This is a genomic window from Paracoccus gahaiensis, from assembly GCF_005048225.1.
Lineage (GTDB): Bacteria > Pseudomonadota > Alphaproteobacteria > Rhodobacterales > Rhodobacteraceae > Paracoccus > Paracoccus gahaiensis.
In genome coordinates, this window is record NZ_SUNI01000005.1 from 118,107 (window position 1) to 143,381 (window position 25,275).

25 protein-coding genes are annotated in these 25,275 nt (G+C 67.2%); 15 read left to right on the top strand and 10 right to left on the bottom strand.

All coding sequences use genetic code 11. The features are described from left to right. Positions 1 to 11: 11 nt before the first annotated feature. The 8 genes from adh to FA743_RS08255 all read right to left on the bottom strand — a co-directional run bounded on the left by adh (position 12) and on the right by FA743_RS08255 (position 10,187). Positions 12 to 1,538 carry an aldehyde dehydrogenase gene (gene adh / locus FA743_RS08220; protein WP_136885460.1) on the bottom strand — a complete coding sequence of 509 codons (1,527 nt, stop codon included), beginning with the start codon at positions 1,536 to 1,538 and terminating at the stop codon, positions 12 to 14. Between the two features lie 113 nt (positions 1,539 to 1,651). Beyond that, positions 1,652 to 2,620: a GAF domain-containing protein gene (locus FA743_RS08225; protein WP_211242219.1), complete on the bottom strand. Its 969-nt coding sequence runs from the start codon at positions 2,618 to 2,620 to the stop codon at positions 1,652 to 1,654. Positions 2,621 to 2,706: 86 nt separating this feature from the next. Continuing rightward, positions 2,707 to 3,927 (bottom strand): ABC transporter ATP-binding protein, encoded by a 1,221-nt coding sequence (locus tag FA743_RS08230; protein ID WP_136885462.1) that lies wholly within the window; start codon positions 3,925 to 3,927, stop codon positions 2,707 to 2,709. 14 nt (positions 3,928 to 3,941) lie between these two features. After that, positions 3,942 to 5,507: an alpha-amylase family glycosyl hydrolase gene (locus FA743_RS08235; protein WP_136885464.1), complete on the bottom strand. Its 1,566-nt coding sequence runs from the start codon at positions 5,505 to 5,507 to the stop codon at positions 3,942 to 3,944. Further along, positions 5,500 to 6,633 (bottom strand): carbohydrate ABC transporter permease, encoded by a 1,134-nt coding sequence (locus FA743_RS08240; protein WP_136885466.1) that lies wholly within the window; start codon positions 6,631 to 6,633, stop codon positions 5,500 to 5,502. The genes FA743_RS08235 and FA743_RS08240 overlap by 8 nt, the downstream gene beginning before the upstream one ends. Beyond that, positions 6,633 to 7,628 (bottom strand): carbohydrate ABC transporter permease, encoded by a 996-nt coding sequence (locus FA743_RS08245; protein ID WP_136885468.1) that lies wholly within the window; start codon positions 7,626 to 7,628, stop codon positions 6,633 to 6,635. Before FA743_RS08245 ends, FA743_RS08240 begins: the two co-directional genes overlap by 1 nt. A 60-nt stretch (positions 7,629 to 7,688) precedes the next feature. Continuing rightward, positions 7,689 to 9,044 carry an ABC transporter substrate-binding protein gene (locus tag FA743_RS08250; protein WP_425467178.1) on the bottom strand — a complete coding sequence of 452 codons (1,356 nt, stop codon included), beginning with the start codon at positions 9,042 to 9,044 and terminating at the stop codon, positions 7,689 to 7,691. 84 nt (positions 9,045 to 9,128) lie between these two features. Continuing rightward, complete coding sequence (locus tag FA743_RS08255; RefSeq protein ID WP_136885470.1) at positions 9,129 to 10,187, bottom strand: quinoprotein relay system zinc metallohydrolase 2; 1,059 nt, start codon at positions 10,185 to 10,187, stop codon at positions 9,129 to 9,131. A gap of 147 nt (positions 10,188 to 10,334) precedes the next feature. Between FA743_RS08255 and pqqA the strand changes: the two genes are divergently transcribed. The 11 genes from pqqA (at position 10,335) to FA743_RS08310 (ending at position 18,794) form a co-directional block, all read left to right on the top strand. Beyond that, on the top strand, positions 10,335 to 10,427 hold the full coding sequence (pqqA, locus tag FA743_RS08260; protein WP_042250260.1) for a pyrroloquinoline quinone precursor peptide PqqA: 93 nt from the start codon (positions 10,335 to 10,337) through the stop codon (positions 10,425 to 10,427). Between the two features lie 73 nt (positions 10,428 to 10,500). Further along, positions 10,501 to 11,382: a pyrroloquinoline quinone biosynthesis protein PqqB gene (gene pqqB / locus FA743_RS08265; protein WP_136885472.1), complete on the top strand. Its 882-nt coding sequence runs from the start codon at positions 10,501 to 10,503 to the stop codon at positions 11,380 to 11,382. Next, positions 11,379 to 12,131: a pyrroloquinoline-quinone synthase PqqC gene (gene pqqC, locus FA743_RS08270; RefSeq protein ID WP_246054890.1), complete on the top strand. Its 753-nt coding sequence runs from the start codon at positions 11,379 to 11,381 to the stop codon at positions 12,129 to 12,131. The genes pqqB and pqqC overlap by 4 nt, the downstream gene beginning before the upstream one ends. Next, the gene (gene pqqD, locus FA743_RS08275; RefSeq protein ID WP_136885474.1) at positions 12,128 to 12,421 is read left to right on the top strand and encodes a pyrroloquinoline quinone biosynthesis peptide chaperone PqqD; all 294 of its coding nucleotides are present in this window, start codon (positions 12,128 to 12,130) and stop codon (positions 12,419 to 12,421) included. Before pqqC ends, pqqD begins: the two co-directional genes overlap by 4 nt. After that, positions 12,418 to 13,557 carry a pyrroloquinoline quinone biosynthesis protein PqqE gene (pqqE, locus tag FA743_RS08280; protein ID WP_136885476.1) on the top strand — a complete coding sequence of 380 codons (1,140 nt, stop codon included), beginning with the start codon at positions 12,418 to 12,420 and terminating at the stop codon, positions 13,555 to 13,557. The genes pqqD and pqqE overlap by 4 nt, the downstream gene beginning before the upstream one ends. A 3-nt stretch (positions 13,558 to 13,560) precedes the next feature. Beyond that, positions 13,561 to 14,361: a quinoprotein dehydrogenase-associated SoxYZ-like carrier gene (locus tag FA743_RS08285; protein ID WP_136885478.1), complete on the top strand. Its 801-nt coding sequence runs from the start codon at positions 13,561 to 13,563 to the stop codon at positions 14,359 to 14,361. A gap of 120 nt (positions 14,362 to 14,481) precedes the next feature. Beyond that, complete coding sequence (locus tag FA743_RS08290; protein ID WP_136885480.1) at positions 14,482 to 15,189, top strand: response regulator transcription factor; 708 nt, start codon at positions 14,482 to 14,484, stop codon at positions 15,187 to 15,189. Beyond that, positions 15,189 to 16,382 carry an FIST N-terminal domain-containing protein gene (locus tag FA743_RS08295; RefSeq protein WP_136885481.1) on the top strand — a complete coding sequence of 398 codons (1,194 nt, stop codon included), beginning with the start codon at positions 15,189 to 15,191 and terminating at the stop codon, positions 16,380 to 16,382. The genes FA743_RS08290 and FA743_RS08295 overlap by 1 nt, the downstream gene beginning before the upstream one ends. Then, positions 16,372 to 17,694 (top strand): ATP-binding response regulator, encoded by a 1,323-nt coding sequence (locus FA743_RS08300; RefSeq protein WP_136885483.1) that lies wholly within the window; start codon positions 16,372 to 16,374, stop codon positions 17,692 to 17,694. The genes FA743_RS08295 and FA743_RS08300 overlap by 11 nt, the downstream gene beginning before the upstream one ends. 90 nt (positions 17,695 to 17,784) lie before the next feature. Beyond that, entirely contained in the window at positions 17,785 to 18,396 is a 612-nt protein-coding gene (locus FA743_RS08305; RefSeq protein ID WP_136885485.1) for a hypothetical protein, read from the top strand. A 95-nt stretch (positions 18,397 to 18,491) separates the two neighbouring features. Continuing rightward, positions 18,492 to 18,794: a hypothetical protein gene (locus FA743_RS08310; RefSeq protein WP_246054891.1), complete on the top strand. Its 303-nt coding sequence runs from the start codon at positions 18,492 to 18,494 to the stop codon at positions 18,792 to 18,794. A gap of 9 nt (positions 18,795 to 18,803) precedes the next feature. Here the strand turns inward: FA743_RS08310 and ubiB are convergent, their stop codons facing one another. Both ubiB and ubiE read right to left on the bottom strand, forming a co-directional pair. Then, positions 18,804 to 20,336, bottom strand: a complete 1,533-nt coding sequence (gene ubiB, locus FA743_RS08315; RefSeq protein ID WP_136885487.1) for a 2-polyprenylphenol 6-hydroxylase — start codon at positions 20,334 to 20,336, stop codon at positions 18,804 to 18,806. A 5-nt stretch (positions 20,337 to 20,341) separates the two neighbouring features. Beyond that, on the bottom strand, positions 20,342 to 21,088 hold the full coding sequence (gene ubiE, locus FA743_RS08320; protein ID WP_136885489.1) for a bifunctional demethylmenaquinone methyltransferase/2-methoxy-6-polyprenyl-1,4-benzoquinol methylase UbiE: 747 nt from the start codon (positions 21,086 to 21,088) through the stop codon (positions 20,342 to 20,344). A gap of 125 nt (positions 21,089 to 21,213) precedes the next feature. Between ubiE and mutM the strand changes: the two genes are divergently transcribed. The 4 genes from mutM to dnaA all read left to right on the top strand — a co-directional run bounded on the left by mutM (position 21,214) and on the right by dnaA (position 25,260). Next, a complete protein-coding gene (gene mutM / locus FA743_RS08325; RefSeq protein ID WP_136885492.1) occupies positions 21,214 to 22,059 on the top strand; it encodes a bifunctional DNA-formamidopyrimidine glycosylase/DNA-(apurinic or apyrimidinic site) lyase in 846 nt (281 codons plus the stop codon). Between the two features lie 70 nt (positions 22,060 to 22,129). Beyond that, positions 22,130 to 22,906, top strand: coding sequence for an enoyl-CoA hydratase (locus FA743_RS08330; RefSeq protein ID WP_136885494.1), 777 nt, complete (start codon positions 22,130 to 22,132; stop codon positions 22,904 to 22,906). Positions 22,907 to 23,080: 174 nt separating this feature from the next. Further along, positions 23,081 to 23,350: a 30S ribosomal protein S20 gene (rpsT, locus tag FA743_RS08335; RefSeq protein ID WP_135314245.1), complete on the top strand. Its 270-nt coding sequence runs from the start codon at positions 23,081 to 23,083 to the stop codon at positions 23,348 to 23,350. Between the two features lie 548 nt (positions 23,351 to 23,898). Beyond that, positions 23,899 to 25,260 (top strand): chromosomal replication initiator protein DnaA, encoded by a 1,362-nt coding sequence (dnaA, locus tag FA743_RS08340; protein ID WP_169308815.1) that lies wholly within the window; start codon positions 23,899 to 23,901, stop codon positions 25,258 to 25,260. Positions 25,261 to 25,275 lie beyond the last annotated feature (15 nt).

Consider the following 25,275-nt stretch of genomic DNA (forward strand, 5'->3'; position numbering starts at 1 on the left):
CCGCGCCCGGATCAGAAGAAGCCCAGCTTCTTGGGGCTGTAGCTGACCAGCATGTTCTTGGTCTGCTGGTAATGGTCCAGCATCATGCGATGGTTCTCGCGCCCGATGCCGGACTGCTTGTAGCCGCCGAAGGCCGCATGGGCCGGATAGGCGTGATAGCAGTTCGTCCAGACCCGGCCCGCCTGGATGGCCCGGCCGAAGCGATAGCAGGTGTTCGCGTCGCGCGACCACAGGCCCGCGCCCAGACCGTAGAGCGTGTCATTGGCGATCGACAGCGCCTCGTCATGGTCCTTGAAGGTGGTCACGGACACGACCGGGCCGAAGATCTCTTCCTGGAAGACCCGCATCTTGTTGTGGCCCTTGAAGACCGTCGGCTTGATGTAATAGCCGCCCGACAGCTCTCCGCCGTGATCGGCCTTGTCGCCGCCGGTCAGGATCTCGGCCCCTTCCTTCCGACCGATGTCGAAATAGGACAGGATCTTCTCCATCTGCTCGCTGGAGGCTTGGGCGCCGATCATCGTGGCGCTGTCGCGCGGATCGCCCTGCACGATGGCCTCGACCCGCTTTAGCGCCTTTTCCATGAACTGGTCGTAGATCTTTTCATGGATCAGCGCGCGCGACGGGCAGGTGCAGACCTCGCCCTGGTTCAGCGCGAACATCACGAAGCCCTCGATCGCCTTGTCGAAGAAATCGTCATCCTCGCGGCAGACATCCTCGTGGAAGATGTTGGGCGACTTGCCGCCCAGCTCCAGCGTCACCGGGATCAGGTTCTCGGCGGCATATTGCATGATCAGCCGGCCGGTGGTGGTTTCCCCGGTGAAGGCGATCTTGGAGATGCGCGGATTGCTGGCCAGCGGCTTGCCTGCCTCCAGACCGAAGCCGTTCACGATGTTCAGCACGCCCGGCGGCAGGATGTCGGCGATCAGCTCGGCGAAGACCAGGATCGTCGCCGGGGTCTGCTCGGCCGGTTTCAGCACGACGCAGTTGCCTGCGGCCAGCGCCGGGGCCAGCTTCCAGCAGGCCATCAGCAGCGGGAAGTTCCACGGGATGATCTGGCCCACGACGCCCAGGGGCTCGTGGAAGTGATAGGCGATGGTGTCGTTGTCGATCTCGCTGATGCCGCCCTCCTGCGCGCGAAGGACGCCCGCGAAATAGCGGAAATGGTCGACGGCCAGCGGCAGATCGGCGGCCATCGTCTCGCGGATCGGCTTGCCGTTGTCCCAGGTCTCGGCGGTGGCCAGCAGCTGCAGGTTCTGCTCCATCCGGTCGGCGATGCGCAGCAGCGCGTTCGAGCGTTCGGTGGTCGAGGCCTTGCCCCAGGCATCCTTGGCGGCATGGGCCGCGTCCAGGGCCAGCTCGATATCTTCGGCATTCGACCGGGCGATCTCTCCGATCGGGGCGCCGGTGATGGGGGTGGTGTTGGTGAAATATTTGCCCGAGCGGGGGGCAACCCATTTGCCACCGATGAAGTTGTCATAGCGGCTGGCGAAGGGCATCACGCCCACGCCCTTGAACTCGTGCGTCTGGTCGTTCGGCATCGGAATCCTCCTTGAAGATGGTCGCCGGACCTCCCCGTCCGGGCCTGAGGCAAAGATCGTGCACGACATGATTCGTGGCAAGCCGCCATCCACGCCGCAGTGCAGAAGCTGTCTCAGGGCTGAGACAGTCCCCCCGGATTATCGCCGATCCCCAAGCGCGCCATGCGCCGGTAGAGCGTCGCGCGCCCGATTCCCAGGGCCCGTGCGGCGGCCGAGACATTGCCCGAGGCCCGCGCCAGCGCCCGGATGACGGCGGCGCGCTCGCCCTTGTCGAAGCCGCGCAACTCGTCCTGACGGCCCAGAAGGTCGGCGGCGGGGCGCGGCCGCAGCGCGCCCTCGCGTTCCAGCCCCAGCACCCGGCGCGCGGCCCGCGTGGCCCCGATGGCCAGGTCGTCGCGGTCCACGGCCAGCAGCACCGCCTGGTCGGTCTGGTCGTCCGAGGCCATCACGATCCGCGCCTGGGGAAAGCTGAAGCGGAAGAACATCGCCTCGATCGCCCGGGCGGTCTGGGCGACCTGTGCCTGGATCAGCCGGTTGTAGCGCTCGGTCTGGTCGGCGCGCGCAGAGCTGACATCCAGCGCGGCCAGCAGCCGACCGTCCGGCCCCCAGATCGGCGCGTCCATGCAGGACATGGCGGTGTTGCGGGTGTGGAAATGCTCGTCGCGGTGGATGGTGACCTGCCGCCCCTCGGCCAGGCAGGTGCCGATGCCGTTGGTGCCCTGCGCCGCCTCGGACCAGACGGCGCCGCGCCACAGCCCCCAGTCCCGGAACTGCGCCGCGTCGCTGTCCGAGACGCGCTGGTCCAGCACCACGCCCTGCGCATCTGTCAGCAGCACGTTGCAGCCCGACAGGCCCACCAGCCCGTGCAGGTGGTCAAGCTGCGGCCCGGCGACATGCAGGAACGCCTCCATCGCCTGATGGCGTGCGGCCAGTTCGGGGGCGGACAGATGCTCGGGGCGGCGTCGGTCGGCAGGGTCCAGCCCATGCTTGACCAGCGAGCGCCGCCACGAGGCCGCCAGGGCCGAGGTCGCGCCGGGCGATTGCGACTTGGCGGCCACCAGGTCCGCATGGTTGCGCTGCATCAAAAGCCTCCCCTCCCCAAGGTCGGCGCAGCCTAGCACGGTTTTCCCGGTGCGATCAGCAAATTTGATCGCCTCCGCCGCCGGGGTCAGCGCACCGGGCCGACGGGCTTGATCAGCCCTTCCTCGATCCGGTCCCCACCCCTCTCATCCGGGGCTGTGGGCGTGCTGCCCATGCTGCCCGAGGGGGCGGCCGTGCGGGCCTGATAGGCGGGCGGCGGCCCGTCGCGATACAGCAGCGACTGCCCCTTGTGGAACAGGTGCAGCGCATGGGGATCGGCGGTCAGGCGCACGCGGCGGCCCTTGAGGTCGGGATGGATGCCCGGCAGCTTGGCGATGATCGGCACCGTGTCGGCATTGGTGCCGAAATAGAGCAGCGTGACCTCGCCCAGGGCCTCGGTCAGATCGACGGTGCTTTCGAAGACCGGGGTGCCCTCGGTCACGCGCATGTCCTCGGGGCGGACGCCCAGGTTCACCGGCATGTCCTGATCGCCCGCGCGGGTGGGGATGGCGACCTCGGCCTCCAGTCCGCCGTCCAGCGCGACGAGGGTCGTGGCGCCCACGGTCTTCACCCGCCCGGGCAGCAGGTTCATGGCCGGGCTGCCGATGAACTGGGCGACGAATTCGGTGCTGGGCCGTTCGTACAGCTCCAGCGGCGCGCCGATCTGCGCGATGCCGCCGCCCGCCAGCACCACGATGCGGTCGGCCAGGGTCATCGCCTCGGTCTGGTCATGGGTCACGTAGATCATCGTGCGGTCGGGCATGGAGGCCTTCAGCTGCGCGATCTCGATCCGGGTGGCGACGCGCAGGGCGGCATCCAGGTTCGACAACGGCTCGTCGAACAGATAGACCTGCGGGTCGCGCACGATGGCCCGTCCGATGGCCACGCGCTGGCGCTGGCCGCCCGACAGGGCCTTGGGCAGGCGGTCCAGATAGGGGGTCAGCTGCAGCATCTTGCCGGCACGGTCGGTGGCGGCGGTGATCTGCTCCTTCGACTGGCCGGCGATCTTCAAGGCAAAGGCCATGTTGTCGCGCACCGTCATGTGCGGGTACAGCGCATAGGACTGGAACACCATTGCGATGCCGCGCTGGCTGGGGGGGATATCGTTCATCACCCGGCCGCCGATCTGCAGCTCGCCGTCGCTGATCTGCTCCAGCCCGGCGATCATCCGCAGCAGGGTCGACTTTCCGCAGCCCGAGGGCCCCACGAAGACGATGAATTCGCCCGAGGTGATGTCCAGGTCGATGTCGCGCAGCACCTGCACGTCCCCGTAGGACTTGGCGACATGCCTCAGTTTCAGATCGGCCATTGCGGGTTCCTCCCCTATCCTTCGATGATCTGGACCTGCCACGGCATCAGCCCGCTTGCCTCGTCATCGGACAGGTTCGCGCGGATCAGCAGGGTCTGCTTGTCGTCCATCCGGCGGAAGGACAGGACCGGCCCCTCGGCCATGACATCGGTCATGGTGCCGCCGCGCAGCGCGCTGTGCTTGCGGCGCAGGCCGACGGCCCACCGGTAGTGATGCAGCATGGATTGCGCGTCGGCCTCCTGGGCCACGACGGTGCGCTGCAGATGGGTGTGCGGCACCGGCAGCCAGGGCTGGCTGGTGGAGAAGCCGCCATTCACGCCCATGTCCCAGACCATCGGCGTGCGGCAGCCGTCGCGGCCCTTGAATTCGGGCCAGAATTCGATGCCGTAAGGGTCGCGCAGCTCTTCGTGGCGCAACTCCGCCTCGGGCAGGCCCAGCTCCTCGCCCTGATAGAGGCAGACCGAGCCGCGCAGGCACAGAAGCACGGTCGCATAGGCCTTGGCGGCCTGATCGGGCAGCGACCAGCGGGTGATGTGGCGCACCACGTCATGGTTCGACATGGCCCAGCAGGGCCAGGCATTGGGCGCCTGGCTGGTGAGCCGGTCGAAGACATCGACGACCCGCGCCGCCGTCAGGTCGGTGCCCGACAGGAAGTCGAAGACATAGGACATCTGCACCCGGCCCGGCGTGCCGGTATAGACCTCCAGCAGCTCCAGCGCGCGTTCGCTGTCGCCGATCTCGCCCACGACCGAGGCGCCATAGGGCGCGATGGTCTGGTGAAACCGTTCCAGAAAGGCCACGTTCTCGGGCTGGGACTTGCTGAACTTGTGGCTCTGGTGGTTGTAGGGGTTCACGGCGGGCGCGGTGTCGGCCTTGCGCAGCCCGGGCGCCAAGGGCGGGTTGTCGCGCAACTCGCGGTCGTGGAAGTAATAGTTCACCACGTCCAGGCGAAAGCCGTCGACGCCCCGGTCCAGCCAGAACCGCGCCATGTCCAGAAGCGCCTGCTGCACCTCGGGATTGTGGAAGTTCAGGTCAGGCTGCGAAGACAGGAAATTGTGCAGGTAATACTGTTCCCGCCGCGCATCCCATTGCCAGGCGCTGCCGCCGAACATCGACAGCCAGTTGTTCGGCGCGGTTCCGTCTGGCTTGGGATCGGCCCAGACATACCAGTCGGATTTCGGATTGGCCCGGCTGGCCCGGCTTTCGCGGAACCAGGAATGTCGGTCCGAGGTATGCGACATGACCAGGTCGATGATGACCTTCAGGCCCAGATCATGGGCGCTGGCGATCAGCCAGTCGAAATCCTCCATCGTGCCGAACAGCGGGTCGATGCCCTGATAATCGGCGACGTCATAGCCGAAATCCTTCATCGGCGAGGTGAAGAACGGCGAGATCCAGACCGCATCCACGCCAAGCGAGGCGACATAGGGCAGCCTCTGGGCGATGCCGCCCAGATCGCCAGTGCCGCTGCCGGTCGTGTCCTGAAAGCTGCGCGGATAGATCTGATAGATGATCCCGCCCCTCCACCAATCCCCCGCCTGCACCGCTGCCTGTGTCGTCGTTGCCGTCAAGTCATCCACCTTTCACCGACCCGGCCAGCAATCCGCGGACCAGGTATTTCTGCATGGCAAAGAACACCAGCAAGGGAACGGCTATCGAGATGAAGGCCGAGGTTGCAAGGATCTCCCATTCACCTCCGCGCGAGCCCATCAGTTCGCGCAGAAGGCCGGTCATGACCAGCTGTTCGCGCGTATTGCCCAGAAAGACGGTGGCGACCAGCAGATCGTTCCAGACCCAGAGGAACTGGAAGATGGCAAAGCTGGCCAGGGCGGGGAAAGACAGCGGCAGGATGATCCGGCGAAAGATCTGGAATTCCGACGCGCCGTCCACGCGGGCGCTCTCGATCACCTCGCGCGGCAGGCCGACCATGTAGTTTCGCAGCAGATAGACCGCCAGCGGCAGGCCAAAGCCCGTATGGGCCAGCCAGATCCCCAGATATCCCTTGCCGATGCCCAGCTCGTTGTGCAGCCGCAGAAGCGGGATCAGCGCCACCTGCAGGGGCACGACCAGAAGGCCCACCACGCAGGCGGTCAGAAGCGCGCGGCCCGGAAACTGCATCCAGGCCAGCGCATAGGCGGCGAAGGCCGCGATCAGGATCGGGATGACGGTCGCGGGGATCGTCACCGTCATCGTGTTCATGAAGGCGCGGCCCAGGCCCCCCGCCGTCAGCACGCGGTTGTAATTGTCGATGGTGAAGCTGGGCGGCGACAGGGTGGTGGTGAAGATCCGCTCGCCCCGCGTCATCTCGAAGGGCTGGGCCGAGGTCATCTGATAGGTGCCGTCCCCGGCCACGGTGACGTTGACGCCGGGATCGATCTCGACCGTGTCCCCGGGGGCGAACTCGGCGGGGCTGCGGGCGCCGGTGCCCCAGGCCGTCAGCTCCTGCGTGCCCTCCAGCGCGGTGCCCTCGATCACGTAGAGCCCGTCGCGCTCGACCTGGTCGTCGGCGGTGCCGGTGCGGACGAAGCCGGTCTGTTCCGACCCCGAGAAGGACTGCCACCAGCCCGAGGTCGAGATCTGGTCGCGGTCGCGGAACGACGACACGAACAGACCCAGGGTCGGGATCGTCCACAACAGCACCAGCAGGAAGGCAGAGATGTTGACCACCCAGACCAGCGAGGATTTCTGTCCGGCCATGCCCTCCATCAGCGGACCTCCTTGCGTGCGTTGTAAATGTTCCAGACCATGATCGGGGTGACCAGGATCATCAGGACGATCGCGATGGCCGAGCCGCGCCCGTAATCGGGCGTGCCGCGGAACATCCAGTCATACATCAGGTTGGCCAGCACCTGCGTGCCCCATTGCCCGTTGGTCATGACGAAGACGATGTCAAAGACCTTCAGCACGACGATGGTGATGGTGGTCCAGACGACCGCGATGGTGCCCATGATCTGCGGCACCTTGATCTTGAAGAAGACCTGCAGGGGACTGGCGCCGTCCAGGATCGCGGCCTCGATCGTTTCCTCGGGGATGCCGCGCAGGGCGGCGGACAGGATGACCATCGCGAAGCCCGTCTGGATCCAGACCAGCACGATCATCAGCAGCAGGTTGTTCCAGACGGGCAGGGTCAGCCAGATCTGCGGCTCGCCCCCGAATTGCGTGACGATCCAGTTCAGCAGGCCGATCTGCGTCTCGCCCGAGGCGCGGTATTCATAGATGAACTTCCAGATGACGCCCGCGCCGACGAAGCTGATCGCCATCGGCATGAAGATCAGTGACTTGCCGATATTGCCCCATTTGATCCGGTCGGTCAGCTGCGCCGCGATCAGGCCGAAGACGGTGGACAGGGCCGGCACGACCAGCAGCCACATCATGTTGTTGACCATGGATTCGCGGAACTTCGCATCGCCCATCAGCCAGATGTAGTTGTCTAGCCCCACGAAGCTGGATCCGTTCGAGTTGAACAGCGACCGCCAGAAGCTGTCGAGGACCGGATAGACCAGATACATGGACAGAAACAGGATCGCCGGGCCCAGAAACAGCCAGGGCCGGATCTGGCCCGCGCGGCGGATGTTGTCGCCCGCCTTTGCGCCCCTCGGCGGATAGATCCGGTCCAGAAGCCAGTTCGACCCCCAGAACCACGCCACGCAGCCGAAGACGCCGATCACGATCGTGCTGACCGCCAACCACAGCAATTCCATCCCAGTCTCCCCCCTGAAGATAAAGGGCGCGGCGGACGGACCGCCGCGCCGACAGGCCCCTTAGTTCAGCGAGGCCCAGGTGCCTTGGATGCGATCCGCCACGTCCTGCGCCGGGGCGCCGCCGACGAAATCGATCATCCCGGTCCAGAAGGCGCCCGCACCGATGGCGCCGGGCATCAGATCCGACCCGTCGAAGCGGAAGACGGTGGCGTCCAGCAGGATCTCTCCCATCCGGCGGACGGTGGGATCGTCATAGGCCTCGACATTGGCGCCGCTGAAGGGCGTCACGAAGCCCTGCTGCGCCATCCAGATCTCGTGCGCGGCGGGGGTCTTCAGGAACTCGACGAAGGCCATCGCGGCGGGATTGTCCGACAGCACGGCGAACATCGTGCCGCCGCCCAGCACCGGCTGGCCCAGATCGCCCGAGGCGGGGGCGGGCATGTAGAAGAAGTCCGCATCCTCGCCCACGACCGTGCCTTCGGGGAAGAAGGTCGTGATGAAGCTGGCCTGACGGTGCAGGTAGCAGCCCGGAGGGCTGGCGAACAGACCCGCGGGGCTTTCGCGGAAATCGGTCGCGCTGACCGAGCCCACGCCGCCCGCCACGAAATCGGGGTTCTTGGCGAACCAGCCGAATTCCTCGATCGCGGCCACGACCTTGGGGTCGTTGAAGGGCATCGCGTTGGTGGTCCAGGCGTCGTAATCCTCGGGCGTCGAGGTGCGCAGCATCAGATCCTCGACCCAGTCCGTCGCGGGCCAGCCGGTGGCGCCGCCCGATCCCAGACCGATGCACCACGGCGTCTCGCCCTCTTCGGCGATCTGCTCGGTCAGGGTCTTCAGGTCCTCATAGGTCTCGGGGATCTCGTAGCCCGCATCCTCGAAGTTCTCGGGCACGTACCAGACCAGAGATTTCACATCGGCCTTGTAGGGGAAGGCATAGAGGGCCTCGGTCCCGTCGGCGCCCGCATAGGTGCCAAGCGCGGCCCAGCTTTCACCCGCCGCGTAGTTGTCGGTGATCCATTGCGCCGTCTCGTCGCCCAGGGGGCGCAGGAAGCCCCGTTCCGCCAGATCGGCGGCCAGGCCCGGCTGCGGAAAGACCGCCATGTCGGGAGGCGATCCCGCCTCGCTGTCGATGACGATCTGCTGCTCGAAGCTGTCCGAGCCGGAATAATTCGCCTGCGCGCCCGTCGCCTCGTTGAAATAGGCGATGACCGACTGGAACAGCTCCTGGTCGCCGCCCAGCCAAGGGCCCAGGATGTCGAAGCTTTCGCCTTCCAGACCCGGATGGGCGGCGGCGAATTCCTCAAGGCTGGCCCAGTTGATGCGGTCGTCGCTGCCGGGTTCGATCACCAGCTGCGCCTGTGCCATGCCGGTGCCAAGCGCAAGAACGGCGGCGGTCGTGAACAATGTGGTTTTCAAGTCTTCCTCCCTGAAAGTCCCGGGCATTCTTGCCCGATGTTATCGCCAACATCCGACGGTTCGCGCGAACCTGTCAAATGTTACTTAGTCCCACTCCAGCTCCTTGTAGGCAGCGGTCGCGTTGCGCGCCACCGTCGCAGGATAGGAATTCCAGAAGGTGCCGTAGGGTTGCAAGGCTTCGGCGATGACCGGAACGGCCTCGGACATGGCAAGGCCCGCTCCGATGGCGTCGCGGGTCTGGGTGGCCAGGGCGGTCAGGAAATCCTGCTGCGGGTCCACGGCCTCGGGCCATGATGTCGCAGCCGGTCCGTGGCCGGGCACGATCAGCGTCGCCCCGGCGGCGGGGTCGCCCGCCATCCACTCCAACCAGCCTTGCAGCGATCCGTCGATCACCGGAGTCAGGTCGCGAAAGATCAGGTCGCCGGTGAACAGCACCCCCGTGGCGCTGTCTCTCACGGTCAGGTCGCTGTCGGTATGGGCGGCGGGCCAGGCCCGCAGGTCCAGATGTCGGTCGCCCAGATCGATCCGGTCGCGGTCCTCGACCAGCCGGTCGGGCAGGGCGATCCGCGTGCCGATCCATTCGGGCGCGGGATAGAGGTCCTGCAGGCTGTGCAGATAGCTGCCCGCGCGGGCCTGCAGGGACTGGGGCAGGGCGTGATGGGCGGTGATCTCGGCCCCCGCCTCGGCCATGACTTCGGCGCCCAGCACGTGGTCGGGATGCATGTGCGTCAGGACCAGGTGGCGGATCGGCAGGTCGGTCAGCCGCCGGATCGCGACATGCATCGCCTGCCCCTCGGCGCGGGACACGCCGGCGTCGATCACCGCCACGCCCTCCTGCCCGATCACCACGCCCAGATTGGCGATGCGGCCATCCGCCGTCTCCTCCATCTGCCGCGAGGTGCCGAAATGGGCGAAGACGCCCGGCGCCAGTTCCTGCAGATCGGCGGCGGGCAGGTCGGCATTGGCACGACAGTCAGACGTGCCGCCGGTCAGATCGGGGCGGTCGGCCAGCCAGTCCGACACGATTCGGTCTGCCTGTGACCGGCACCCGGCCAGGTCCCCGGCATCCCCTGCCGGCAGCAGGATCTGCCCGCACTCGGCGCCCGACACGGCCAGGCAGGCACTCAGGATCAGGTGAAACATCGCGCCTTTTACCTTTTTCCCTGCATTTGATCACGAAATGGTCAGGAACATACGACCTAGGTCCTGTTGATTCATCCTGCCCCTGAACTACATTTGAATCCAGTCGCCTTCTTGCGCGGCAGTATTGGCATGTAGGAGGAGCACAGCATGGCCTGGACCAAACCGATCCTGACGGAAATTGCCTGCGGCATGGAAATCAACATGTACGCACCGGCCGAGGACGAACCCGTCCTGTTCTGAGCCTTTCATCAAGGCAAGAATGTGGCCCCGTCCGATTCGTTCGGTCGGGGCCTCTTTTTTCAAGGCACACCCCATGCAGATCATCATCCTGGGCGCCGCCGCCGGCGGCGGCCTGCCCCAATGGAACTGCGGCTGCGACAATTGCGATGCGGCGCGTGCGGGGCGGATCCCGTCACTGACGCAAAGCTCGATCGCGGTCAGCGCCGACGGGCAGGACTGGGCGATCCTGAACGCCTCGCCCGACATCCGTGCGCAACTGGCCGCGACCCCCGCGTTGCATCCGACCGGGCCGCGCCAGATGCCCCTGCGGGCCGTGCTGGTCACCAATGGCGACATCGACCATGTGGCGGGCCTGCTGACGCTGCGTGAAAGCCAGCCCTTCGATCTGTACGCGACGGCGGCGATCCACGACGCGCTGGCGGCCAACCCCATGATGCGGGCGGTGAACCCGGACTTCGTGCCGCGCCGCACGGTCGCGCTGGACCAGACGGCCGAGCTGACCCCTGGCCTGACCGCGACGCTGTTCGCGGTGCCGGGCAAGGTGCCCCTGTACCAGGAGGGCGAGGTGGTCGAGACCGGGTTGATGGGCGAGACGACCGTGGGGGTCGAACTGCGCGCAGGCGACCGGCGGGCCCTCTACATCCCCGGCTGCGCGGACCTGCCCGACGGGCTGCGGGACCGGATCGAGGGCGCTGACGCGCTGTTCTTCGACGGCACCCTGTGGCAGGATGACGAGATGATCCGCATGGGGCTGGGCCGCAAGACCGGACGCCGCATGGGGCACATGGCCGCGACGGACACGATGCCCGCCTTGGCCCAAACGACCATCGGACGGCGTATCTTCGTCCACATAAACAACTCGAACCCGCTGACCGATCCCGACAGCCCCGAGGCGGCAGAGGCCGCCGGGCAGGGCTGGCAGATCGGCCGCGACGGCATGGAGATCAGCTTGTGAAGGATATCCAGGACACGGCGCAATCGCCCGAGGATTTCGAGGCCCGGCTGCGGGCCATCGGGGCCGCGCGCTATCACGACCGCCACCCGTTCCACGCCCGCCTGCATGGCGGCGACTGCACCCCCGACGAGGTGCGTGCCTGGGTCATCAATCGCTGGATGTACCAGTCGCGCATCCCGATGAAGGATGCGGCCTTCATGTCCCGGGTGACCGATCCCGACCTGCGCCGCGCCTGGCGCAAGCGGATCGAGGATCATGACGGCGGCCCGACCGAGGGCGGCGGCATCCGCCGCTGGCTGGCGCTGGCGCAGGCCGTGGGGCTGGACCCCGATTATGTCGCCAGTGGCGTGGGCATCATGCCCGCCACGCGCTTTGCCGTGGACGCCTATGTGCGTTTCGTCCGCGACATGCCCCTGCTGGACGCCGTGGCCGCCAGCCTGACCGAACTGTTCGCGCCCCGGATCCATGCGCAGCGGATCGAGGGTCTGCTGCAGCATTATGATTTCGCCGACGACAGCAGCCTGTCCTATTTCAGGAAGCGCCTGACCGAGGCGCCCGAGGATGTGAAATTCGGCCTCAACTATGTCCTGACGCAGGCGGATACGCTGGAAAAGCAGGACGCGGCGGCGGCGGCGCTGACCTTCAAGACGGATGTGCTCTGGGCGCAGCTGGATGCGCTGTGGCACGGCTATGTCGAGGGGAACATTCCTCCCGGCGCCTGGCAGCCGGGCGAGGGGATGGCCCCATGACCCCGCTGATCGAACTGCATGACGTGCCCTATCTGCCGCGCGGCGTGCGGCTGCAGAGCGACCGGGTGCGCGGCATCCGCGTGCTGCAGGCGCCCGAGCGCGCGATGCAGCTGGACCAGATCGGCGAGGCGATCCTGTCGGAACTGGACGGCACCCGCAGCATGGACAGCATCGTGGGCGACCTCGCCGCCCGCTACAAGGCGCCGCCCGAGCAGATTGCCGGCGATGTGCGCGATTTCCTGACCGGGCTGATCGAACGGCGCATGGTCTTTCTGAAGGACGCCTCATGAAGGACGACCAGCAGCATCAGCCGCGCGATCTGGACGGCAACCCCGTCACCCCGGGCCTGCCCATGGCCATGCTGGCCGAGGTCACGCATCGCTGCCCGCTGGCCTGCCCCTATTGCTCGAACCCGGTCGAACTGGTCCGCGCCGCGTCCGAGATCAGCGCCGACGACTGGGGCCGGGTCTTCCGGCAGGCCGCCGATCTGGGCGTGCTGCAGGTCCATGTCTCGGGCGGGGAACCGGGCGTGCGCAAGGATCTGGCGCAGATCGTGGCACATGCGCGGGATGCGGGCCTCTATGTGAACCTGATCACCTCGGGGATCGGCATCACCCGCGACCGGCTGATCGAGCTGGACCAGGCGGGCGTCGATCATGTGCAGCTGTCCCTGCAGGGCATCCGCCCCGACATGGCCGACCGCATCAGCGGGCATCCGGGATCCTGGGACAAGAAGATGGCCTTCAGTGATTGGGTCACCGAGATCGGCTTTCCCCTGACCATCAACGCGGTCGTCCATCACCAGAACATGGACCGCCTGCCCGACATGATCGACCTGGCCGAACGTCTTGGCGCGCGGCGGATCGAGGTGGCGACGGTGCAGTTCCACGGATGGGCCGACCTGAACCGCAAGGCGCTGATGCCCACGCGCGAGCAGGCGGCCTTCGCCCGGCAGGTGGTGAACGAGGCCCGGCTGCGGCTGCGCGGGCGGCTGGTCATCGACTACGTCCCCGCCGACCATCATGCGATCTATCCCAAGGCCTGCATGGGGGGCTGGGGCTCGACCGGGCTGAATGTCGGCCCGGACGGGACCGTGCTGCCCTGCCATGCCGCGCAATCCATCGACTGGATGCGGTTCGAGAACGTGCAGGAGCGGTCGCTCTCCGACATCTGGCACCTCTCGGACAGCTTCAACGCCTTTAGGGGCACCGCCTGGATGCCCGAGCCCTGCCAGAGCTGCGAGCGCAAGACCGTCGATTTCGGCGGCTGCCGCTGCCAGGCGATGGCGCTGGCGGGTGACGCGCGGGCGACCGATCCGGTCTGTTCGAAATCTCCGCTGCATGCGGGTGTCGTGGCGAGGGCCGAGGAGGATGCGGGCGCCACGACAGCCGAGCTGATCTATCGGAGGATGAAAAAGGGAGGATAAGTGATGAAGCTGTGGCTGACCCTCGGCGCGGTCCTGCTGGCCGCGCCGGCCTTCGCGCAGGACAACGCGCTGCAACCCTCGCCGATCTGGGAGGATCTGCGATCCTCGATCATCGGCGTGGATGTCGATCCGCCGCTGGATGCCGTCGCGCTGGATCTGGAGGCGCCACCGCGCGCCCATGACGCGGCCATCGTGCCCGTGCGCCTGACGCAAGGCGCCGAAGCCCCGCCGCTGGAGGCCCTGACTTTGGTGGTCGACGGCAACCCCGCCCCGGTGGCCGCCGAATACGCCTTCGGTCCGGCGCTGATGCCTTTGGATTTCGAGGTCCGGCTGCGCGTCGACAGCTATTCCGATGTCCGCGCCATTGCCACGCAGGCGGATGGCACGCAGATCATGGCGGGCCGCTTCGTCAAGGCGGCGGGCGGCTGTTCGGCCCCTGCGGGCAAGGACATGGCCTCGGTCCGGGCGTCGATGGGGGAAATGCGCTGGCGCAGCGCTGCTGACGGACAGGACGGGCGTGCGACGGGCACCCTGATGATCCGCCATCCCAACTTTTCCGGCCTGCAGCGCGACCAAGTGACGCTGCTGAACATCCCCGCCCATTTCATCGACCGGCTGGAGGTGCGTCAGGGCGAGGATCTGCTGTTTAGCATGTCGGCCGGGATCTCGGTCAGCGAGGATCCGGTGTTCCGCTTTCAGTATCATCCGAACGGCCAGCCGGTCTCGGTCCATGTCGAGGACACCGATGGCAATGTCTGGGACGAGATCTTTCCCGTGGAGCGTGTGGAGGTCAACAAAAGCTAAACCCCTTCTCCGACTTTGGTCTGGGCATGACGCTTGCTTTATACGCAGGCGGGCCTAAACTGGTGGCAGCGGACGCACCTTGGAGGAGGGGCGCTTCGTTGAAACCCAGGGAGGACTGCCATGACCGCAACCGCCATGCAGGCGCGTCCTGCGCCGTCACCTCGACCGACCGCCGATCAGATCCGCGAGATCCTGATCGTGGACGACCACCCGTTGATGTGCGACGCGCTTGCCTTGACGCTGAAGATCAGCTTCGGGCTGAAGAATGTCCGCACCGCCCGGACACTGGCGGCGGCCGTGGAACAGATCCGCATGCAGGGCGCGCCCGATGCCGTGATCTTGGACCTGAACCTGCCCGATGCGCGGGGCGCCGAGGGGATCGTGACCCTGCGCCGCCAGCTGCCCGGCGTGCCGATCACCATGATCTCGGCCGATCTCGAGGGCTCGATGATCTCGACCGCGATGGCGGCGGGGGCGCAGGGCTATATCAGCAAATCCCTGTCGCGCGAGGGGCTGGTCGACAGCCTGCGCCGCATGTGGGAGGGTGAGCATGTCACCCCCGAATGCTATCGCCCCGAGCAGGACGGCGCAGGCGAGATGGCCAAGGCCGAGCTGGCGCGCAGCTTCTCGACCCTGACGCCGCAGCAGATGAAGATCCTGCGGCTGATCTGCAAGGGCAAGGCCAACAAGGAGATCAGCTACGAGCTGTCGATCGCCGAGGCCACGGTCAAGACCCACATCACCGCGATCATGTCCAAGATCAACGCGCGCCGCCGCACGCAGGCGGTGCTGCTGGCCAATTCCATCCGGCTGTTCGAGGCCGGCTGATGAACACCGGTCCGGAGGCGAGGGAGGGCGCCTCCGGGCCGGTCGCTGTGCAGGCCGACCGCGGCGGGACCGATCTGGTCCCGACCCTGCTGGACGGCCTGCGCGGCACCCATCCCGCGCTGGTGCTGCTGTTCGGCGCCCAGGGCGACGAGCTGGCGGCGCTGAACAATGCGCTGGCCCGAGAGCTGCCGCAGGATTGCGTGATCGCGGGCTGCTCCTCGGCCGGAGAGATCGGGCCGCAGGGCTACGCCTCGGACAGCGTGGTGGCGATCGGCTTTCCCGCCCGCCATTTCCGCGCCGCCGCCCTGATCCTGCCCGACCTGCCGGCGCTGCCCGTCTCGGCCTGGATGGCCAGCTTGCGCGCGATGGCCCGCGACTTCGGCCATGATCCGGCCCGCAGCCTGTTCGGGCTGATGCTGTCGGACGGGTTGACCGGGCAGGAGGATGTGCTGGTCGCCACGCTGGACGCGGCCTTGCCCACGGTCCCGGTGCTGGGCGGGTCCGCGGGCGATGGCCTGGATTTCCGCGTCACGACGCTGCTGGCGCAGGGCGTGGTGCAATCGAACGTCGCCGTCTTCCTGCTGGTCGAGACCGATCTGGCGATCCACGAGGTGACCTTCGCCCATTTCAGCCCCACCGCCACGCGCGCGGTCGTCACCGCCGCGCTTCCCGAACGCCGCCGCATCCTGGAGCTGAACGCCGAACCGGCGGCGGCGGAATATGCCCGCCTGACCGGCTTGCCGCAGACCGCGCTGACGCCGTCCGAGTTCGCGCGCTTTCCGCTGCTGCTGCGGATGGGGTCCCGCCACCATGTCCGCGCGATCAGCGCCATCACCGACGATGGCGGCCTGTCGCTGATGTCGGCCATCGACACGGGCACGGTGCTGACGCTTGGCCGGGTCGACGACATGACGCAGGGCTTTTCCGACATGCTGGAGGCGCTGCCCGCCCGCCCGCTGATGGTGCTGGCCTTCGACTGCATCCTGCGACGGCTGGCGCTGGAACGGGCAGGGCTCAGCGATCGGATCTCGGATCTCTACCGGCGCCACCGGGTCGCGGGCTTCAACACCTATGGCGAGCAGCACAGCGGCATGCATGTGAACCAGACCTTCGTGGGCCTGGCCTTCCTGAGGCCCGAACTGCCCGATCCGCCCGCGCCGTTCCCCGCGCCGGAGGGTGTCGATGCTGCGTGACGACGACCCGCCCGATCGGCAGGTCCAGAAGCTGACCCGGATCACCCAGGTCCTGATCGACCGCATCGACCGGCTGGAGGAAAAGCGCGGCTCGGCCTGGTCCACCTTCCAGGCCGCCGTCGCGTTGGAGCAGGAGGTGCTGGCCCGCACCCGCGATCTGGAACGCGCGATGGCCGATCTGTCGCAACGGAACCGTGAACTGGCCGTCGCCCGCGCCTCGGCCGAAGAGGCGAACCGGTCCAAGACCCGCTTCCTGCGCGCGGCCAGCCACGATCTGCTGCAGCCTCTGTCGGCGGCGCGGCTGTTCCTGTCGGCGCTGGCCGACACCGCGATGGATGCGAACCAGACCGAACTGACCAGCAGATTGGGCAGCGCCTTCGAATCGGTCGAGCAGCTGATGCATGCGGTCCTCGACATCTCGCGGCTGGACAGCGCGCGGATCGAGTTCAACCGCCAGCCTGTGGTGCTGGACGACCTGTTCCGCCGCCTGGCCGCCGAATTTGCCCCCGTGGCCCATGCCAAGGGGCTGCGGCTGACCTTCATGCCCACCGCCGCGATCGTGGACAGCGACCCGATCTTCCTGCGGCGCATCGCCCAGAACCTGGTGTCGAACGCGATCAAGTACACGCAGCGCGGCGGCGTGGCGGTGGGCGCACGCAAGCGCGACGGCATGTGCTGGCTGTCGGTCTATGACACCGGCATCGGCATCCCCGCCGTCGATCGCAACCGCATCTTCGACGAATTCCAGCGCCTGACGCATGATCAGGCCACCCCCGGCATGGGGCTGGGCCTGTCCATCGTGCGCCGCGCCTGTGCCAAGCTGGACCATCCGATCAGCCTGACCTCCGAGGCGATGCGCGGCACCGTCTTCCGCGTGGGCCTGTCGCTGGTCGGTGCCCGCCCCGAGACGGCGCCCCGGATCTCGGACACGGCGCTGCCGGCGCTGCGGGGGCGCGTGGCCTTGGTGGTCGAGAACGACGCCGACATGCGCCGCGGCTATCAGATGATCCTGCGCGACCGGCTTGGCATGGTGCCGCGCCTGGCCGGCGGCACCGCCGAGGCGCTGGCCACCATGGGGGACGAGCCGCCCGACGTGATCCTGGCGGATTATCATCTGGAGAACGGCGATACCGGATTCGCCGCCATCGAGGCCCTGCGCGCGGCGGCGGGCCGCCCGGTGCCGGCGGTCATGGTCACCGCCCATCGCGATCCGGCCATCTCGCGGCGCTGCGCGCGGATGGGGATGCATCTTCTGGAAAAGCCGGTGCGCCCGGCCGAGCTGGCCGAGATCCTGGCACGGCTTCTGGCCTAAGACCTAGGGGGGATGCGCAGCCTGCCGGGGCTTGCGCCCGGCCCCCTCTGCCCCCCATCATACCTGACGGAACGTTTGGGAGGACCGACCATGACACGCGCCTTTGCCCTTGCCCTCTGCGCCGGGTTGGCGGCCCTCGCCCCGCAGGCGATGATGGCCGCCGAGGCCGGAGACGCGGTCTTTGCCGAACGCGGCCCCTGGGATCTGGACGCCGCGCTGGAATGGCGCATGACGGTCGAGGGTCCGCAGGCCGAAGGGTTCCGTCCGCTGGCCGATGCCGCCGTGACCCTGGCCGAGACGATCGACCCCTCGGACCAGCAGCCGGTCCTGCAGCTGACGCAGGAGCTGGGCGCGAGCAGCCGCAAGATCGGGCCCTTCCCGATCTCGGGCGGCGATCCGGTGCTGACCTTCTTTCTGGAACAGACCGTGCGCGACATGTCCGCCCTGTCCGGCGGCAGCCCGCATTACATCCGCAACCGCATGAAGGAGGCGCTGTTTCGCGGCGGAGAGATCAGCCGCGACGGTGACGGCGTGACCGCCAGCTTCCAGCCCTTCGCCGAGGATGCGAACGCCGCGCGCATGGGCGGGTTCGACACGCTGCGCCTGACCTTCGTGATGGCCGATCCCGACCAGCCGATCCGTGAGCTGCGCGCCGAAACCGATGCCGTCCCCGGCTATCGCAGCGCGCTTGTCCTGCAATGAGGGCGCGGCATCCTGACGGCTTGGGTCCGAAAATATCCCGGGGGGGCGGGGGCTGGCCCCCGCTTCTGGCGGTCGTGGCCCTCCTGGCATCAGGATTGGGCGCCCCCGCCCAGGCTCAGGCCGTCAACGATTTCCCAACCAATGCGCGGGCGGAATACGTCTTCACCTGCCTGTCGACCAACGGCCAGACGCGCGAGATGATGGACCGCTGCTCCTGCGCGATCGACCGCATCGCCGAGATCCTGCCCTATCGCGACTATATCAGCGCCGAGACGGTCCTGCGCATGCGCCAGACCACCGGTGAGCGGTCGGGCATGTTCCGGGGCATGGCGGAGCTGACCGAGACGGTGGCGATCCTGCGCCGCGCCGAGGCCGAGGCGGAGATCATCTGCTTCTGAGACGCAGCCTCAGAGCGACAGGCCGATCCCCGCGCCCGCCGCCAAGGCCAGCACCGCCACCAGCCACAGGGGCACGGCGGGGCGGGTCTGGATCAGGGTCAGGCGCGCCTCCTCGGGATGGGCGCGTTCCCACAGCATCCGCTCGATGATGCGGGGCAGAAGCGGGCCATAGCGTCCGACGGTCTGGGCGATCTGCGCCAGATCATGGGCGGCGGCCTTGGGCCCGATCCCGGCCTTGATATAGTCCGACACGACCGGCTTGGCCGCGTCCCAGATGTTCAGCTGCGGATCGAGCGACCGCGCCACGCCCTCGACCACGACCATCGTGCGCTGCAGCAGGATCAGTTCGGTCCGGGTGGGCATGCCGAAACGCTCGGTCACCTCGAACAGGTAGGACAAGAGGTTGCCCATCGAGATCCGGCTGGCATCGGCGCCGAAGATCGGCTCTCCGACCGCGCGCAGCGCGCGGGCAAACGCCGCCTCGTCGCGGTCGCGGGGCACGTAGCCCGCCTCGAAATGCACCCGCGCCACCAGACGATAGTCGCGCTGGATGAAGCCGTACAAGATCTGGGCATAGACCCGGCGGGTATATTCGTCGATTTCGCCCATGATCCCGAAATCATAGGCGATCACGTCGCCATTGGCCGCAACCTTCAGGTTGCCGTGATGCATGTCGGCATGAAAGAACCCGTCGCGCAGCGCATGCGACAGGAACAGCTGGATCACCCGACGCGCCAGGTCGGTGGTGTCGTGCCCGGCGGCGATCAGCGCCTCGCGGTCGCCCATCGGCAGGCCCTCGGCCCAATCGGCGGTCAGCACCCGGCGCGAGCACAGCGCAAAATGCGGCAAAGGCACTTGGAAACCCGCATCGCGGGCGGTGTTTTCCGAAAACTCGGACGCTGCGGCGGCTTCCAGCCGCAAGTCCTGCTCGCCGGTGACGGTCTGCTCGAAATGGCTGACCACATCGCGGGGGCGCAGGCGGCGGGCGCCGGGCGACAGCATCTCGACCATGCGGGCGCCGAAATGGAAGGCGTCGATGTCGCGCTTGAAGGCCGGGCCGATACCGGGGCGCACGACCTTGACCGCGACCTCGCGGCCCGTCTCGCGCACGCGCGCCCGGTGGACCTGTGCGATCGAGGCCGCCGCCACCGGTTCCGAGAATTCCGAGAACAGCTCGTCGACCGGTGCGCGCAGATCGGCCTCGATCACCGCCTTGGCGATGTCGGTGGGGAAGGGGGGCAGACGGTCCTGCAGCATGCGCAGCTGGCCCGCCAGTTCCGGGCCGACGACATCGGCGCGCGTCGACAGGATCTGGCCGAACTTGATATAGGCGGGGCCAAGCGCGGTGATCGCCCGCGTGATCGGCGGCAGGGTCGGATCGCCCTTGTAGCCCAGCCAGCGGAACGGCCAGCCCATCACCCGCGCGGCCAGCCGTAGCCGCATCGGCGCATCCACCGCATCCAGCACGGCCGCCATCGCGCCGGTCCGTTCGAATGTGGCACCTGTGCGGATCAGGCGCAGGATGTTGTGGGGGCCGCGCATGATGCCTACAACTTCCAGCCGGAATGAAGCGCGGCGATGCCCAAGGTCAGGTTGCGCCATTGCACGCGGTCGAAGCCCGCCTGCCGGATCATCCGGGCGAACTCCTCCTGTTCGGGGAACTTGCGGATCGATTCGACCAGGTACTGATAGCTGTCGCGGTCGCCCGTCACCGCCTGGCCCATGGCCGGGATGACGTTGAAGCTGTAGCGGTCATAGGCCCATTGCATCGCGGGCACCGGGATCTGGCTGAATTCCAGCACCATCAGGCGGCCCCCGGGGCGCAGCACGCGGTAAGCCTCGGTCAGCGCGTCGCCGATGCGGGTCACGTTGCGGATCCCGAAGCTGATCGTGTAGCGGTCAAAGCTGTTGTCGGCGAAGGGCAGCGCCATCGCATCACCGGTGACCCAAGACAGGCGATCGGCCTTGTCCACGGCATCGGCGCGCTTGCGGCCCTCGACCAGCATCTGCTCGGTCATGTCGCAGACGGTCACGCGGCCGCCGGGCGTGCGGTCCAGAAAGCGGAAGGCCACGTCGCCGGTTCCGCCCGCCACATCCAGCAGGTGCTGGCCGTTGCGGGGCGCCAGCCAGTCCATCATCGCGGTCTTCCACGCGCGATGGATGCCGCCGCTCATCAGGTCGTTCATCAGGTCATAGCGCGAGGCGACCGAGGAAAACACCTCGTGCACCATCCCGGCCTTCTGGTCCTCGTCCACGGTCCGAAAGCCGAAATGGGTCTGTTTTCTGTCCGTCATCGCGCTTGCCGTTTGCCTGTTCCATCGCCAGATAGGTCCGGCCTGCCGCCCGCACAATGACCGCGATGCGTCATGGGTGCAATGCGACGGTTACGCCGCAGGCCTGCGGCGCGAAAGGACCCACCATGCCCGAACTGCCCGAGGTCGAGACCGTCCGCCGCGGCCTGGCCCCCCATCTGGAAGGCGCCCGCATCGCCAGAGCCGAGGTCCGCCGCCCCGACCTGCGCTGGCCGATGCCGGTCGATCTGGTGCAGGTGCTGACGGGGGCGCGGGTGACCGCACTGCGGCGGCGGTCCAAATACCTGCTGGCCGATCTGGACCGGGGCGGCACGGTGCTGTGGCATCTGGGCATGTCGGGCCGGATGCTGGTCGAGGGGGCGGGGCTGGCGGGGTTTCACCGCGATCCCGGCATTCATGCGCGCCATGACCATGTCGTGCTGACCACCGATGCGGGCACGACCATCACCTTCAACGACGCGCGCCGCTTCGGCATGGTCGATCTGATCCGCGAGGGCACGGCGCACCCGCTGCTGGACCATCTGGGCCCCGAGCCCTTTGATGCCGGCTTCACCCCCGACTATCTGGCGCTGGCCTTCGCGGGACGGCGCGTGCCGGTCAAGCAGGCGCTTCTGGACCAGCGGATCGTGGCGGGCCTGGGCAACATCTATGTCAGCGAATCCCTGTGGCGGGCGGGGATCGATCCGCGCCGGGCGGCGGGGCGCATCGGGGCGGCCCGCCTTGCGGCGCTGGTGGGCCATATCCGCGACGTGCTGACCGATGCCATCGCGGCGGGGGGCTCGTCCCTGCGCGATCACCGGCAGGCCAGCGGCGAGCTGGGCTATTTCCAGCACAGCTTCCGCGCCTATGACCGCGAGGGGCAGCCCTGCCTGCGCGCGGGCTGCGACGGCACCATCCGCCGCATCGTGCAATCAGGGCGGTCCTCCTTCTGGTGCCCCTCCTGCCAGAGGTGAACGCTTGGATTTACCCGGGCCAAGCTGATAGGACAGGCCCGGTAGCAACCTGGCAACGAGGTCCAAGCCTATGGCTTACGAAACCATCATCGTGGAGATCGAGGACGAGGTCGCCCTGATCCGGCTGAACCGTCCCGAGGCGCTCAACGCGCTCAACGCCACGCTTCTGGACGAACTCTCCAGCGCGCTGTCGGAGGCCGACCGCAACGACAAGGTCCGCTGCATCGTGCTGACCGGCTCCGAGAAGGCCTTTGCCGCCGGTGCCGACATCAAGGAAATGTCGACGAAAAGCTTCGTCGAGGTCTATGCGGCCGACCTGTTCGGCGCCCAGATCGAGGCGATCGGGCGCGTGCGCAAGCCGATCATCGCGGCGGTCAGCGGCTATGCCCTGGGCGGCGGCTGCGAGCTGGCGATGGTCTGCGATTTCATCATCTGCGCCGAGAACGCGAAGTTCGGCCAGCCCGAGATCAATCTGGGCGTGATCGCCGGCATCGGCGGCACGCAGCGCCTGACCCGATTCGTCGGCAAGTCCAAGGCGATGGACATGAACCTGACCGGACGCTTCATGGATGCGACCGAGGCCGAGCGCTCGGGTCTGGTCAGCCGGGTCGTGCCCACGGCCAAACTGATCCCCGAGGCGCTGGCCACCGCGCGCAAGATCGCCGACAAGTCCCTCATCGCCACGCGGGCGGTCAAGGAGGCCGTGAACCGCGCCTATGAGACGACCCTGCACGAGGGCCTGCTGTTCGAACGCCGGACCTTCCATTCGATGTTCGCGACCGAGGACCAGAAGGAGGGCATGGCCGCCTTCCTGGAAAAGCGCGAGGCGCAATTCCGCGACAAGTGAGGGCTCTGGCGCAAAGAGGCTTTTCTTTTTGCGCCCGTTGGCCTATAGGCCCGGGCTTACATGCGTGTGGGCCCGCTTTGGCAAGAATCATGACCGTCCCTGACTTGGGACGGCGCCATGGGGCTTTTGCACGTTCGATATTTTGACCTGCACCTGACCCGATAGGAAGATCCCATGGCCAATACGCCCCAGTCCAAGAAACGCGCCCGCCAGATCGAACGTCGCACCGACGTCAACAAGGCCCGTCGCTCGCGCATCCGCACCTACCTGCGCAAGGTCGAGGAGGCCATCGCCTCGGGCGACGCCGCCGCCGCCAAGACCGCCCTGCAGAATGCCCAGCCCGAACTGATGCGCGGCGTCACCAAAGGTGTCGTGCACAAGAACACCGCATCGCGCAAAGTGTCGCGTCTGGCGGCCCGCGTGAACGCGCTAACGACCGCCTGAGGGCCGGCCCCGAAAGGGGCGGGAATCCCCGGCTTTCGGGTCGTTGCGACCCCCATGACAGGATCGGGTGCAGGCGAAAGCCTTGCGCCCGATTTTCATTTCTGCAACCGCATCGATCCCGAAAATCGAGCGATTTCAGCGTTTTGCGAAAATTGTTAATCGAGTCAAAGGCCTCGCAGATTCGACAGGTCCAACGTGCTGTCAAGCGCAGAGTTCGGTTGCGGCGGTCGCATCCGTGGCGCTAGTTTCCTCCATGCGATTCACGTCGCTTGGGGGACGGGCCGGACCTCGCGGGATGATCTTCGGATCGTTCCGGGATGCATGGCCGGGCTGGGAAGAGCCTCTCTTCCGCCCTCGGAACCACATGGACGGCTGCCACCGACCATTGCAGGAACCGTGTCTTGAGATCGGAAACGGGCTGACGCCCCCGCGCGACCGCATTGCGGTCGTCGGGACAGCTGTTTTCCGCGATCAACCCCGGGTCGACGTGATTTCTGTCCCGCCGGATCATCCGGCGGGGATCGGGGACAGGCACGGGAAACGGGACGATGATGGACAGGATCTGGGGTCAGGCATGCGCCGAGCTGGAGCAGAGCGTGGGGCCGAACAACTACAACCACTGGATCAAGCCGCTTCGCCTGACCGCCATCGACGAGGGCGCGGCACGGTTCGTCAGCCCGACGCGGTTCATCTCGGATTGGGTGAACCGGCATTTTGCCAAGGACATCATGGCTGTGCTGACCCGCAACGGCGCGACGGTCGAACGCCTGCGCTTTGACGTGGGCAGCCCGGCGCCGCGCGCCACGGCCCAGGCCGCCGCCCCTGCCGGGCAGGCGCCCGAAGCGCCGACCACCCGCGCGCCCCGCACTGATCTGGGCGCGCCGCTGGACCCGCGCTACACCTTCACCAATTTCGTCGTGGGCAAGCCCAACGAACTGGCCCATGCCGCCGCGCGCCGCGTGGCCGAGGGCGGGCCGGTCGGCTTCAACCCGCTGTTCCTCTATGGCGGCGTGGGCCTGGGCAAGACGCACCTGATGCATGCGATCGCGCAGGACTATCAGGCCCGCCACCCTTCGGCCCAGGTGCTGTACCTGTCGGCCGAGCAGTTCATGTACCGTTTCGTGCAGGCTCTGCGCGAAAGTTCGATCATGGATTTCAAGGGGATGTTCCGCAACGTGAACATGCTGATGGTCGATGACGTGCAGTTCATCGCCGGCAAGGACAGCACGCAGGAAGAATTCTTCCATACCTTCAACGCGCTGGTCGATCAGGGCAAGCAGATCGTGATCTCGGCCGACCGCGCCCCCGCCGAGATTAAGGGGCTGGAGGAACGCATCAAATCGCGCCTGTCCTGCGGGCTGATCGTGGACCTGCACCCCACCACCTACGAGCTGCGCCTTGGCATCCTGCAGTCCAAGACCGAGGTCTTCTGCGCCCAGCAGCCCGATCTGGAGATCGGCGCGGGCGTGCTGGAATTCCTGGCCCATCGCATCACGACCAACGTGCGGGTGCTGGAAGGTGCGCTGCAGCGCCTCTTCGCCCATGCCAGCCTGTTGCGCCGCGAGATCACGCTGGAGGTGGCACAGGAATGTCTGGCCGACATCCTGCGCACCAACGATCGCAAGATCAACATCGACGACATCCAGCGCAAGGTGGCCGAGCATTTCAACATCCGCCTGGCCGACATGATGGGCCCCAAGCGGGCCCGCAACGTCGCACGGCCCCGCCAGATCGCGATGTACCTGTCCAAGCAGCTGACCAGCCGCTCGCTGCCCGAGATCGGCCGCCGCTTCGGCGGGCGCGACCACACCACGATCATGCATGGCGTGCGCAAGATCGAGGAGTTGCTGGTCGAGGACAGCGCCATGGTCGAGGATATCGCCGTGCTGAAGCGGATGCTGGAAGCCTGATCACGAAAATCTTGT

What these genes read in the sequence shown, in the direction of transcription:
- adh (WP_136885460.1), bottom strand. Translation starts at nt 1,538, where the DNA reads ATGCCGAACGACCAGACGCACGAGTTCAAGGGCGTGGGCGTGATGCCC.
- FA743_RS08225 (WP_211242219.1), bottom strand. Translation starts at nt 2,620, where the DNA reads ATGCAGCGCAACCATGCGGACCTGGTGGCCGCCAAGTCGCAATCGCCC.
- FA743_RS08230 (WP_136885462.1), bottom strand. Translation starts at nt 3,927, where the DNA reads ATGGCCGATCTGAAACTGAGGCATGTCGCCAAGTCCTACGGGGACGTG.
- FA743_RS08240 (WP_136885466.1), bottom strand. Translation starts at nt 6,633, where the DNA reads ATGGAGGGCATGGCCGGACAGAAATCCTCGCTGGTCTGGGTGGTCAAC.
- FA743_RS08245 (WP_136885468.1), bottom strand. Translation starts at nt 7,628, where the DNA reads ATGGAATTGCTGTGGTTGGCGGTCAGCACGATCGTGATCGGCGTCTTC.
- FA743_RS08255 (WP_136885470.1), bottom strand. Translation starts at nt 10,187, where the DNA reads ATGTTTCACCTGATCCTGAGTGCCTGCCTGGCCGTGTCGGGCGCCGAG.
- pqqA (WP_042250260.1), top strand. Translation starts at nt 10,335, where the DNA reads ATGGCCTGGACCAAACCGATCCTGACGGAAATTGCCTGCGGCATGGAA.
- pqqB (WP_136885472.1), top strand. Translation starts at nt 10,501, where the DNA reads ATGCAGATCATCATCCTGGGCGCCGCCGCCGGCGGCGGCCTGCCCCAA.
- pqqD (WP_136885474.1), top strand. Translation starts at nt 12,128, where the DNA reads ATGACCCCGCTGATCGAACTGCATGACGTGCCCTATCTGCCGCGCGGC.
- pqqE (WP_136885476.1), top strand. Translation starts at nt 12,418, where the DNA reads ATGAAGGACGACCAGCAGCATCAGCCGCGCGATCTGGACGGCAACCCC.
- FA743_RS08285 (WP_136885478.1), top strand. Translation starts at nt 13,561, where the DNA reads ATGAAGCTGTGGCTGACCCTCGGCGCGGTCCTGCTGGCCGCGCCGGCC.
- FA743_RS08290 (WP_136885480.1), top strand. Translation starts at nt 14,482, where the DNA reads ATGACCGCAACCGCCATGCAGGCGCGTCCTGCGCCGTCACCTCGACCG.
- FA743_RS08295 (WP_136885481.1), top strand. Translation starts at nt 15,189, where the DNA reads ATGAACACCGGTCCGGAGGCGAGGGAGGGCGCCTCCGGGCCGGTCGCT.
- FA743_RS08300 (WP_136885483.1), top strand. Translation starts at nt 16,372, where the DNA reads ATGCTGCGTGACGACGACCCGCCCGATCGGCAGGTCCAGAAGCTGACC.
- FA743_RS08305 (WP_136885485.1), top strand. Translation starts at nt 17,785, where the DNA reads ATGACACGCGCCTTTGCCCTTGCCCTCTGCGCCGGGTTGGCGGCCCTC.
- ubiB (WP_136885487.1), bottom strand. Translation starts at nt 20,336, where the DNA reads ATGCGCGGCCCCCACAACATCCTGCGCCTGATCCGCACAGGTGCCACA.
- ubiE (WP_136885489.1), bottom strand. Translation starts at nt 21,088, where the DNA reads ATGACGGACAGAAAACAGACCCATTTCGGCTTTCGGACCGTGGACGAG.
- mutM (WP_136885492.1), top strand. Translation starts at nt 21,214, where the DNA reads ATGCCCGAACTGCCCGAGGTCGAGACCGTCCGCCGCGGCCTGGCCCCC.
- FA743_RS08330 (WP_136885494.1), top strand. Translation starts at nt 22,130, where the DNA reads ATGGCTTACGAAACCATCATCGTGGAGATCGAGGACGAGGTCGCCCTG.
- rpsT (WP_135314245.1), top strand. Translation starts at nt 23,081, where the DNA reads ATGGCCAATACGCCCCAGTCCAAGAAACGCGCCCGCCAGATCGAACGT.
- dnaA (WP_169308815.1), top strand. Translation starts at nt 23,899, where the DNA reads ATGATGGACAGGATCTGGGGTCAGGCATGCGCCGAGCTGGAGCAGAGC.